Annotated in this window: 2 protein-coding genes; both read left to right on the top strand. The window is 45.7% G+C overall.

Annotated features, from left to right (window positions below; all coding sequences use genetic code 11):
- Window positions 1-286 precede the first annotated feature (286 nt).
- Window positions 287-1,489: an ACP S-malonyltransferase gene (gene fabD / locus P3L57_RS09905; protein WP_059291722.1), complete on the top strand. Its 1,203-nt coding sequence runs from the start codon at window positions 287-289 to the stop codon at window positions 1,487-1,489.
- Between the two features lie 19 nt (window positions 1,490-1,508).
- A complete protein-coding gene (locus tag P3L57_RS09900) occupies window positions 1,509-13,454 on the top strand; it encodes a non-ribosomal peptide synthetase/type I polyketide synthase (RefSeq protein WP_069486606.1) in 11,946 nt (3,981 codons plus the stop codon).
- Window positions 13,455-13,487: the final 33 nt, after the last annotated feature.

Below are 13,487 nucleotides of genomic sequence, written 5' to 3'. Positions count from 1 at the left end.
TATGTCAATAGCCCTAAAACAATGAACATCAAGGGCGCTATCTAAGTGAAGAAGAGTCGGTAACAGACTTCCATCCCGGCTTTTATCATCTCTCTTTAAGACTGATTTTTCAGTGTCAGCCCACGCTTATATTTCATGAATAAATGTATCCAGGCCCTTTGTAAAATCGAACAATAACTCCTCCAAAAGTATTCTATACACATTTATTATAATCATGCTAGGATGTTAGATATAGGGATATTTTGTATAAAATTGTATCCATCTTCAATGTGATCGGAGGAAGCTCATGAACAATCTTGCCTTTTTATTTCCTGGACAAGGGTCTCAATTTGTAGGAATGGGCAAACCTTTTTGGAATGATTTTGTGCTCGCAAAGAGGTTATTTGAAGAAGCGAGCGATGCGATCTCCTTTGATATAAAAAAACTGTGTTTTAACGGTGATATGAATGAATTGACAAAGACAATGAATGCACAGCCCGCTATTTTAACGGTCAGTGTGATTGCTTTTCAAGTGTATATGCAGGAAATAGGGATTAAGCCTCGCTTTCTTGCAGGTCATAGCTTAGGAGAATACTCAGCGCTTGTCTGTGCGGGCGCCCTTTCTTTTCATGATGCCGTTACACTTGTAAGACAGCGGGGAATTCTTATGCAAAATGCGGACCCTCAGCAGCAGGGGACGATGGCCGCCGTGACTCAGCTTTCTCTTCAAACATTGCAAGAAATATGTTCAAAAGTGTCGACGGAAGAATGTCCGGCAGATGTCGCCTGCATGAATTCAGACCAGCAGCATGTGGTTTCCGGACATAGAGAAGCTGTGGAACGTGTCATCAGGATGGCGGAGGAAAAGGGGGCTAAATATACTTATTTGAATGTCAGTGCGCCTTTTCACAGTTCGATGATACGATCAGCATCCGAACAATTCCAGACTGTATTACACCAGTATTCCTTCCGGGATGCCGCATGGCCGATCATTTCGAATGTCACCGCACACCCATACAGCAGCGGAAATTCGATCAACGAACATCTCAAGCAGCACATGACGATGCCGGTTAGATGGGCGGAATCAATACATTACTTGCTTCTACAAGGAGTCACGGAAGTCATCGAAATGGGGCCGAACAATGTCTTATCCGGTCTGCTGAAAAAAATAACGAATCACATTGCACCTTATCCTTTAGGACAGACATCTGATATTCACCAGCTTTCCAATTCAGCGGTAAGAAATAAACTTGTTGTCCGTTTACGCAAAAAACAACTGAATAAATTGATGATTCAAACCGTCATTGCGCGAAATTACAACAAGGATTCATTGGCTTATTCCAACATGACGACCCCATTATTTACGCAAATCCATGAGCTGAAGGAGAGAATGGAAAGACATGGAGATGAGCTTTCAGAACAAGAACTCGAACATTCGATCCATTTATGCAAATTAATTTGCAAGGCTAAACAGCTTCCGGCTTGGGAACAATTACGGATTTTAAAATAAAGCGCCCAGGAGGGTACCTATGTATACCAGTCAATTCCAAACCTTAGTCGATGTCATTCGGGAAAGAAGCAATATTTCAGATCGCGGGATCCGTTTTATCGAATCCGATAAAAACGAGACTGTTGTCTCTTACCGCCAATTGTTTGATGAGGCGCAAGGGTATCTTGGCTATTTACAGCATATCGGCATTCAGCCGAAGCAGGAAATTGTATTTCAAATCCAAGAAAACAAATCATTTGTCGTTGCTTTTTGGGCTTGTTTATTAGGAGGAATGATCCCGGTACCGATCAGTATCGGAGAAGATGATGACCATAAGCTGAAGGTCTGGCGCATTTGGAATATATTAAATCACCCGTATTTGATTGCCTCTGAAAAAGTATTGAACAAAATAAAGAAATACGCTGAAGAACACGATTTACATGATTTCCATCAGCAATTAAACGGGAAATCTGACATCATTCAAGATCAAACCTACGATTACCCCGCTTCGTTATATGAACCTGATGCGGATGAACTGGCTTTTATCCAATTTTCTTCAGGATCGACAGGAGATCCAAAAGGAGTCATGTTAACGCATCACAACTTAATACATAACACGTGCGCCATTCGGAATGTCCTGTCCATTGACTCGAAAGACTCTTTCTTATCCTGGATGCCTTTAACGCATGATATGGGGCTCATCGCCTACCACCTTGTTCCCTTCTTAGTCGGAATCAACCAACATCTGATGCCTACAGAATTATTTATTCGCAGACCTATTCTTTGGATGAAAAAAGCCCATGAACACAAAGCTAGCATTCTATCCTCTCCTAATTTCGGATACAACTACTTCCTTAAATTTCTGAAAAACGAACCAGACTGGGATTTATCCCACATCAGAGTCATCGCAAACGGTGCAGAACCGATATTGCCGGAGCTCTGTGACGAATTTTTGACCAGATGCGCAGCATTCAATATGAAAAGATCCGCCATTTTGAATGTTTACGGTTTAGCGGAAGCTTCGGTTGGCGCAGCGTCCTCTAAACCAGAGGAAGAATTCGTTCCCGTTTATCTGCATCGCGACTATTTAAACCTCGGTGAAAGAGCTGTAAACGTCAGCAAAGAGGATCAAAATTGCGCCTCATTCGTCGAAGTGGGACAACCCATAGACTATTGCCAGATTCGAATCTCCGACGGAGCAAATGAACGAGTAGCAGACGGAATCATCGGTCATATCGAGATCAAAGGAGACAATGTGACGCAAGGGTATTATAACAACCCCGAAAGTACGGACAAAGCACTAACTTCTGACGGCTGGATAAAAACAGGAGACCTCGGATTCATTAGTGAAAATGGTAACTTAGTCGTAACCGGAAGAGAAAAGGACATTATATTTGTGAACGGAAAAAATGTCTACCCGCACGATATTGAACGGGTCGCGATTGAAATGGAAGAGGTTGACTTAGGAAGGGTTGCCGCCTGCGGTGTATATGATCAAAAAACGCGAAGCGGAGACATCGTGCTCTTTGTTGTTTTCAAAAAATCACCAGAAAAATTCGCGCCGCTAGTCAAAGAGATTAAAAAGCATTTGTACAAGCGGGGCGGCTGGAGCATAAAAGAAGTCCTTCCGATCCGAAAACTCCCTAAGACTACCAGTGGAAAGGTTAAGCGCTATGAACTTGCCAGACAGTATGAGGCAGGGAATTTTTCAATAGAGTCTGCCGCCATCAATCAATTTCTGGAGAGCAGCCCGGAGAAATCCGGACAGACTCCCATTCATGAGATAGAAACGGAATTGCTATCTATCTTTTCCCACGTGCTCGATGGAAAAAAGGTTCACCTCACTGATAGTTATTTTGATATGGGGGCAAATTCATTGCAGTTATCGCAGATTGCCGAGCGCGTAGAACAGAAATTTGGACGCGAGCTTGCCGTTTCAGATCTCTTTACCTATCCTTCTATCACTGATTTAGCTGCATATCTGTCTGAAAGCCGGGCTGAAATCAAGCATGACGTGACAGCGAAACCAAGCCATGTGACGCCGAAAGATATCGCCATTATCGGGATGTCGCTCAATGTCCCAGGAGCATCGACTAAAAGTGATTTTTGGGATCTGCTTGAAAAGGGAGAGAACGGCATTCGAGAATTCCCTGCATCCCGGCTGAAAGATGCGGCGGATTATTTAAAGTCCATCCAAAGTGAATTCAATGGAAATCAGTTTGTGAAGGGCGGCTATTTAGATGAAATCGACCGCTTTGATTATTCGTTCTTTGGTTTAGCTCCTAAAACGGCTCAGTTTATGGATCCCAATCAAAGACTGTTTTTGCAGTCTGCATGGCATGCGATTGAAGATGCGGGCTATGCCGGCGACAGTATGAACGGGAGTCGGGTCGGGGTATATGCAGGGTACTCGAAGGTAGGCTACGATTATGAGCGCCTCCTTTCTGCGAATTATCCGGAGGAACTTCATCAATATATTGTAGGCAATCTTCCTTCCGTGTTAGCCAGCCGAATCGCTTATTTCTTAAATTTAAAAGGGCCGGCGGTCACAGTGGATACAGCTTGTTCTTCATCGCTTGCTGCCGTTCATATGGCATGCAAATCTTTAATTTCTGACGAGTGTGAAATGGCTCTTGCCGGAGGTATCCGGACATCGCTCTTGCCGTTGCGTATCGGGCTTGATATGGAATCTTCGGATGGGTACACTAAAACGTTCAGCAAAGATTCAGACGGCACGGGCTCAGGCGAAGGCGCGGCGGCAGTCCTGTTAAAACCTTTGCAGGATGCGGTTCGCGACGGAGATCATATTTACGGCGTGATCAAAGGAAGCGCGATGAATCAAGACGGAACAACCGCCGGGATTACCGCACCGAACCCGGCAGCTCAGACTGAGGTTATTGAGACGGCCTGGAAAGACGCGGGAATCGATCCTGAAACGCTGTCTTTCATCGAAGCGCATGGCACCGGAACCAAGCTTGGCGATCCTGTTGAATTTAACGGGCTTTGTAAAGCGTTTGAAAAGTATACGGCAAAAAAACAATTTTGCGCGATTGGTTCTGTTAAGTCGAACATTGGCCATTTGTTCGAAGCGGCAGGCATCGTTGGGCTGATCAAATCTGTCCTCATGCTGAATCACAAAAAAAACCCGCCGTTAGCGCACTTTAAGGAGCCTAATCCGCTCATTCATTTTCACTCTTCACCGTTTTATATAAATCAGGAAGTTGCGGAGTTCACACCTGGTGACGAGCCGCTGCGAGGCGGAATCAGCTCGTTCGGTTTCAGCGGAACGAATGCTCATGTGGTGTTGGAAGAATACACCTCTCAAAGTGAGTATGCACCCGAGAATGAAAATGAGCCGCACCTATTTGTTTTATCCGCCCATACTAAACATTCACTCTATGAACTCGCACAGCAGTATCGGCAATATGCATCGGATGACAGCCAAGCTTCATTGAAGTCCATTTGCTATACAGCCAGTACGGGAAGAGCTCATTTGGATCATGGTATTGCATTAATTGTATCCAATAAGCAAGAATTACGTGACAAGCTGGCCTCCGTGGTTCAGGGAGACGGTCATCTTCCCGGGGTACACATGGGGTATAAGAACTTGAAGGAAATGCAGCCTGTCCATAAAGAAGAGCTGAATAAACAAGCCGCTAATCTGATTGAGCAGCGAATCCGCACGCATGATGAACGAATCACATGGCTGAATCGCGCCGCCGAATTATTTGTGCAAGGAGCCGTTATAGACTGGCGCACGCTTTATGCCGGTGAAACTGTACAAAAAACGCCATTGCCCCTGTATCCGTTTGAACGGAACCGCTGCTGGGCTGAAGCGGACCATTTGCGCTTAAACAAGGGCGAAGAGAGAGGAGAAGCGGCATTGAATATGAATCAAACGAAGGCGCATATTGAATCCTTCCTGAAAACTGTAATCGGCAATGCTTCGGGAATCAGAGCGGATGAGCTTGATCTGAATGCTCATTTTATCGGGCTCGGAATGGATTCCATTATGCTGTCACAGGTCAAAAAAGCCATTGCTGACGAATTTGGTGTAGACATCCCGATGGATCGTTTTTTTGATACGATGAACAACCTTCAAAGTGTCATAGATTACTTGGCTGAGACCGCACCATCGTCCTTTGAATCCGCCCCGCCTCAAGAGAATGTTCCGGCGCAGGAAAAACTGTCCATTTCGGAAGCACAGCCTGAATCTAGTCACAGAGAAGAGCATCAAGGGCATATGCTTGAAAAAATAATCGCTTCTCAGAATCAATTAATTCAGGATACCTTGCAAGCTCAATTAAATAGCTTTAATTTGCTGAGAAACAGCGGACATTCCAATGTGAAAGAATACGCTAAAGCGCAGGAAAAATCAATTCCTTCTGTCAAGCAGGGGAATCCGACCGTCACTGCAGAAAAGAAATTGGCTCAAGATGCGAAGCCCTATGTTCCTTTTCAGCCTCAGAACTTGCATGAACAGGGACACTATACCGCACAGCAAAGACAATACTTAGCAGATTTCATCGGGAAATACGCAGACAAAACGAAAGGTTCCAAACAATATACGGACAAAACCCGATTTGCTCATGCAAATAACCGCAACTTGTCCAGTTTCCGTTCATATTGGAAGGAAATCGTGTACCCGATTATTGCCGAACGTTCTGACGGTTCCAAGATGTGGGATATTGACGGAAACGAATATATCGATATCACCATGGGATTCGGGGTTAACCTTTTCGGCCATCATCCGTCCTTTATTACACAAGTTATCGATGATTCAATCCGTTCATCATTGCCTCCGCTCGGCCCAATGTCGGACGTCGCCGGTGAAGTTGCCGATCGAATCCGCACATGTACCGGAGTAGAAAGGGTCGCTTTCTATAATTCAGGAACAGAAGCCGTCATGGTTGCCCTTCGTTTGGCAAGAGCGGCAACAGGAAGAAAGAAAGTTGTGGCGTTCTCAGGCTCTTATCACGGCACGTTTGACGGCGTATTAGGATTGGCCAGTACAAAAGGCGGGGCTGCGTCTGCGAATCCGCTTGCTCCGGGCATACTGCAGAGCTTTATGGATGATTTGATTATTTTGCATTACAACAATCCCGATTCGCTCGATGTAATTCGCAGTCTTGGAGATGAATTGGCAGCCGTATTGGTGGAACCTGTACAAAGCCGCAGACCGGATTTGCAGCCAGAAGCATTTTTGAAAGAACTGCGGGCGATCACGCAGCAATCCGGTACAGCCCTGATTATGGATGAAATCATTACCGGATTTCGGATCGGTCTCGGAGGCGCCCAGGAATGGTTCGGCATTCAAGCGGATTTAGTGACCTACGGGAAAATCATCGGCGGCGGGCAGCCGTTAGGAATAGTTGCCGGAAAAGCTGAGTTCATGAATGCGATCGACGGGGGAACCTGGCAATATGGAGACGACTCCTATCCACAAGACGAGGCGAAACGCACATTTGTGGCCGGCACCTTCAATACTCACCCGCTTACCATGAGAATGTCGTTAGCCGTGCTTCGCCATTTACAAACCGAGGGAGAACACCTGTATGAGCAGCTGAATCAAAAAACAGCCTCCCTGGTCGATCAGTTAAATCGCTACTTTGAACAATCACAAGTGCCTATCCGCATGGTTCAATTCGGTTCCTTGTTCCGGTTTGTCTCATCACTTGATAACGACTTGTTCTTTTACCATCTCAATTATAAAGGAGTCTATGTATGGGAAGGCCGAAACTGCTTCTTGTCTACGGCACATAGCGCGGATGATATTGAACATATCATTCAAGCCGTTAAAGATACGGTGAAGGATCTTCGCCGAGGCGGATTTATCCCGGAAGGCCCGGATTCCCCTGACGACGGCGGCCATAAAGAATCCGGGAATTACGAGCTTTCACCTGAACAAAAACAATTGGTTATGGCATCCCATTATGGGAACGAGGCTTCTGCAGCTTTAAACCAGTCCATTATGCTAAAAGTGAAGGGTGAACTGCAGCATCCGCCCTTAACACAAGCCGTGCAGCATATCGTCGACCGCCACGAGGCTTTACGTACGGTGATTCATGTCGATGACGAGGTACAGCAAGTGCAGGAACGGATGAATATGGAAATTCCTGTCATTGACTTTACCGGTCACCCAGATGAGAAACGGGAATCGGAAATTCAGAAATGGCTGACAGAAGATGCCAAGCGGCCATTTCATTTTCATGAACAAAAGCCCTTGTTTAGAATCCATGTACTTACATCGGCTCAAGATGAACATCTGATTGTGCTCACGTTCCATCATATCATTGCCGATGGATGGTCAATCGCCGTTTTTGTTCAAGAGCTGGAGAGCAACTATACGGCAATTGTACAAGGACAATCGTTTCTGCCAAAAGAAGCGCCTGCTTCGTTTCGACAGTATTTAGACTGGCAGCAGGCGCAAATTGATAGCGGACATTATGAAGAAGGAGTCCGTTATTGGCGGGATCATTTCTCTGAACCGATACAGCAGGCAGTCCTGCCGAGCGCCGCTTCTGCCCGTTATCCGAACGGATATGAGGGAGAACGTTGTACCGTCAGGCTTGGACGGCCATTGAGCGAGGCTTTAAGGTCATTAAGCATTCAGATGAAAAATAGCGTATTTGTGACGATGCTGGGTGCATTTCATCTTTTTCTGCACCGGCTTACCAAACAGTCAGGCCTTGTGATCGGGATCCCCGCTGCAGGTCAATCGCATATGAAACAGCATGATCTGATTGGAAATTGCGTCAATATGATTCCCGTGAAAAACACGTCTTCTTCGGAAAGCACTTTATCCGGTTATCTTGGCAGTATGAAAGAAAGCGTGGATCACGCAATGCGCCATCAAGCCGTTCCGATAACACTGGTAGCCAGACAGCTTCCGCACGATCAAGTGCCGGATATGCGTATTATCTTTAATTTGGACAGACCTTTTCGAAAGCTGCATTTTGGAAAGGCGGAGGCGGAGCCCATTGCATACCCGGTGAAATGCATGCTGTACGATTTATTTCTTAACATAACAGACGCAAATCAAGAATATGTTCTTGATTTTGACTTTAATACGAATGTTATCAGTCCGGAAATCATGAAAAAGTGGGGAGCAGGCTTTACGAAATTGCTGCAAAAAATGGTTGAGGGAGGTTCAGTTCCTCTTGACGCCATGATGATGTTTTCCAATGAAGAAGAGCATGTTTTACAAGAACTGTATGCCGATCACCAGCAGCGGGTCTCTTCAATCGTAAGCAAGACGGCTAACTTTTCTGACGCCTACGAGGCGCCGGCAAATGAAACAGAGCGGCAGCTGGCTCAGATTTGGGAGGAACTTTTCGGCCTTGAGCGGGTTGGCAGATCAGACCGCTTTCTGGATCTGGGCGGAAACTCACTCCAAGCGACGCTTATGCTTTCCAAAGTTCAGAAGACATTTCACCAAAAAGTTTCTATCGGACAATTTTTCAATCACCAGACTGTTAAGGAATTAGCGCGTTTCATTGAGAATGAAAAGAAAGTCATGCACCTCCCGATGAAGGCTGCTGAGAAAAAAGCGTATTACCCGACATCATCGGCGCAGCAAAGGGTATATTTCCTGCACCAAATAGAGCCGGATCAACTGGCTCAAAATATGTTTGGGCAAATATCAATTATAGGGCAGTACGATGAGCAAGCCCTGATTTCTTCTCTTCAGCAAGTCATGCAGCGGCATGAAGCGTTTCGCACGTATTTTGACATTATAGATGGCGAAATCGTCCAGAAACTTGAAAACGAAGTTGATTTTAACGTTCATGTCCGAACGATGAGCCGGGACGAATTTGACACCTATGCAGACCGGTTTGTAAAACCGTTCCGCTTGGAACAAGCTCCTTTGGTTCGCGCGGAGCTGATCAAGATTGATAACGAACAGGCTGAGCTGCTCATCGATATGCATCATATCATTTCGGACGGTTACTCCATCAACATACTTACAAATGAATTGCTGGCTTTATATCACCGGAAACCATTACCGGACATTGAATTTGAATATAAAGATTTCACAGAATGGCAAAACCAATGGCTGAATGAGGATGCCATGAAGCAGCAGGAGACATATTGGCTGGAACAATTTGAAGACGAAATTCCGGTCCTTCAACTGCCGACAGACGGTTCAAAAGCGGCGGAACGGTCTTCCGAGGGACAGCGCGTGACGTGCTCCCTACAGCCGGATGTCATCCGTTCGCTGCAAGATCTGGCGAAAAAGACGGAAACCACTCTTTATACGGTGCTGCTGGCCGCCTACAAAGTGCTGCTTCACAAATATACAGGACAAGAAGACATGGTCGTAGGCACGCCTGCTTCAGGAAGAAATCATCCGGATATTGAAAATATCATCGGTATTTTCATTCAAACGGTCGGAATCCGGACGAAGCCGCGCGCCAATAGAACGTTTACGGATTATTTGGAAGAAGTAAAGCGGCAAACGCTTAATGCTTTCGAAAACCAAGACTATCCATTCGACAAGCTTGTGGAGAAATTAAAAGTGCAGCGGGAAACAACAGGAAAATCACTGTTTAACACGATGTTTGTGTTTCAAAATATTGAATTTCATGAAATCCGGCACAATGAATGTACGTTTAAGGTAAGAGAGCGAAACCCCGGAGTCTCTTTATATGATTTGATGCTGACGGTCGAAGATGCCGGGCAACAGATAGAGTTGCATTTTGATTTTAAGCCGGGACAGTTTGAAAAAGACACCATTGAACAGATCACGAGACACTATACCAGCATTTTGAACAGCCTTGCAAAACAGCCGGAGATGATGTTGTCCTCCATTCCCATGCTGTCTGAAACCGAACTTCAGCAATTGCTCACGGAGTTTAATGACACAAAGACACCGTATCCGCATAACGAAATGGTTTCCCGATGGTTTGAAGTGCAGGCGGATCAGCGGCCTGATCATGATGCCGTTATTTTTGGCAATGAGCGGTATACGTACAGACAGCTCAATGAACGGGCGAACCAATTGGCGCGAACGTTACGGACAAAAGGCGTACAAGCGGACCAATTCGTTGCCATTATCTCTCCACACTGCATCGAGCTGATTGTTGGTATTTTGGCTGTTCTGAAATCCGGCGGCGCATACGTGCCCATTGACCCTCAATATCCGGAGGATCGGATCCAATATATGCTGAGTGATTCAAGAACGGAGATTGTGTTGACACAGCGCCGCCTGCTGGATCAATTACCGTATGATGGTGACGTTGTGCTTTTGGATGCGGAAAACTCTTATCATGAGGACCGCTCAAATCTTGACTTGTTCAGCAATACGCATGATTTAGCCTACATGATCTATACCTCGGGTTCCACGGGCAATCCGAAAGGTGTGCTCATTGAGCATCAGGGACTGGCCAATTATATTTGGTGGGCGAAAGAGGTTTATGTGAGGGGCGAGAAAACCAACTTCCCATTATACTCTTCCATCTCTTTCGATCTAACAGTGACTTCAATATTTACACCGCTGGTTACGGGAAATACCATCATTATCTACGATGGAGAAGACAAAAGTGAAGTGCTTTCTGCGATTATGCGGGACTCAAGAATAGATATAATCAAATTAACACCGGCACATTTGCATGTACTGAAGGAAATGAATGTAGCCGATGGCACCGCCATACGAAAAATGATTGTGGGCGGAGAAAATTTAAGCACCCGGTTGGCCAAAAGTGTCAGCGAACAGTTTAAAGGACGGCTGGACATTTTCAATGAATACGGACCGACGGAAACTGTCGTCGGCTGTATGATTTACCGTTACGACGCAAAACGGGACAAGCGGGAATTTGTGCCGATCGGCACTCCGGCTGCCAACACGGACATTTATGTGGCGGATGCAAACAAAAATCTGGTTCCGATCGGGGTAATCGGCGAAATGTATATCAGCGGACCCGGTGTTGCCAGAGGGTATTGGAACCGCCCGGATTTGACGGCAGAGAAGTTCGTTGAAAATCCGTATATCCCGGGAGCGAAGATGTACAAGTCAGGAGACTTGGCTAAGCGATTGAGAGATGGAAATCTCGTATATGTGGGCCGTATCGATGAACAAGTCAAAATCAGGGGACACCGAATCGAACTGGGTGAAATCGAGGCAGCGTTGCATAACGTGGAAGCGGTGCAAAAGGCCGCCGTTACAGTCAGGGAAGAAGAAGACGGCTTAAAACAATTGTGCGCGTATTACGTAAGTGAAAAATCTATACCTGCTGCCCAGCTTAGGGAACAATTGTCATTGGAGCTTCCGAACTACATGGTTCCTTCCTATTTTGTCCGCCTTGAGCATATGCCCTTAACATCCAACGGGAAAATAAACCGTAAAGTATTGCCCGCGCCCGAAGCGAGTCTGCAGCAGACAGCTGAATATGTTCCGCCGGGCAATGAGGTGGAGTCCAAACTGACAGATTTATGGAAGGAAGTACTCGGAATAAGCCATGCGGGGATCAAACATAATTTCTTTGATCTTGGAGGAAACTCCATTCGCGCGGCGGCCTTAGCCGCCAGAATTCACAAAGAGCTGGATGTGAATCTGTCTCTCAAAGACATATTCAAGTTTCCTACCATTGAACAATTGGCTGACAAGGCGTTACACATGGAAAAAAATCGATATGCACCGATCCCGGCCGCAAAAGAAATGCCCTATTATCCGGTTTCTTCTGCTCAGAGGCGGATGTATTTGTTAAGTCACGCAGAAGGCGGCGAGCTGACTTACAATATGACGGGTGCCATGAGCGTGGAAGGGACGGTCGATCCCGCCCGGTTAAACGCCGCTTTCCAAAAATTAATCGAGCGCCATGAAGCTTTGCGGACCAGCTTTGAATTATATGAAGGCGAACCGGCACAGCGTATCCATCAGACCGTCGAATTTACAATAGAACAAATTCAAGCAAGCGAAGAAGAAGCGGAAGCTCGTGTGCTTGATTTCATCCAATCGTTTGATTTAGCTAAGCCGCCGCTGATGCGGGCCGGACTGATTGAACTAGAGCCTTCGCGACATGTGCTTGTGGTTGATATGCACCATATCATTTCTGACGGCGTGTCCGTCAATATTCTGATGAAAGATTTAAGCCGGCTCTACGAGGGATACGAACTCGATCCGCTTCCTGTTCAATATAAAGACTATGCAGTTTGGCAGCAATCGGACATTCAGAAACGGAGTATCAAGAGCCAGGAGGCGTACTGGGTCGATCAGTTTCGCGATGATATTCCTGTACTGGATATGCCTGCGGATTACGAACGGCCTGCCATACGCGATTACGAAGGCGAATCCTTTGAATTTGTTATACCGGAACACTTGAAACAGCGCTTAAGACAAATGGAAGAAAACACAGGAGCAACACTGTATATGATTTTATTGGCCGCCTATACGGTTCTTTTGTCCAAATACAGCGGACAAGAGGATATTGTCGTCGGAACGCCATCTGCCGGGCGGACTCATTTGGATGTGGAGGCGGTCGTTGGAATGTTCGTCAATACGTTAGTCATCCGCAATCACCCGGCGGGCCGTAAAACATTTGATGCCTACTTAAACGAAGTAAAGGAAAACATGCTGAATGCCTATAAAAATCAAGACTATCCGTTGGAAGAATTGATTCAGGATTTACAGCTTTCGAAAGATCCAAGCCGCAATCCTTTGTTCGATACGATGTTTGTGCTGCAAAATCTCGATCACGCTGAATTGACATTCGATTCTCTTGAACTCAAGCCGTATCAGTTTCATCATCCGGTTGCCAAATTCGATTTAACCTTGTCGATTCAGGCAGACCAAGACAACTATCACGGCCTGTTTGAATATTCGAAAAAACTGTTTAAGAAAAGCAGAATTGAGGCTTTATCAAACGACTACTTACACATTCTATCCGTGATTCTGGAACAACCAAGCATTCTAATCGAACAAATCGAATTGAGCGGGAGCAATGAGGAAGAAGAGAACATGCTGGATTCTATTCAATTGAATTTTTAGAGAAAAGTATTTATTTCTTTACATTATACAAAA

The sequence above is a fragment of the Bacillus sp. B28 genome, from assembly GCF_029536185.1.
Classification (GTDB): domain Bacteria; phylum Bacillota; class Bacilli; order Bacillales; family Bacillaceae; genus Bacillus; species Bacillus halotolerans.
Note: the sequence above shows the minus strand (reverse complement) of the source record. Positions and strands in the feature narration are given on the sequence as shown.

What these genes read in the sequence shown, in the direction of transcription:
- fabD (WP_059291722.1), top strand. Translation starts at nt 287, where the DNA reads ATGAACAATCTTGCCTTTTTATTTCCTGGACAAGGGTCTCAATTTGTA.
- P3L57_RS09900 (WP_069486606.1), top strand. Translation starts at nt 1,509, where the DNA reads ATGTATACCAGTCAATTCCAAACCTTAGTCGATGTCATTCGGGAAAGA.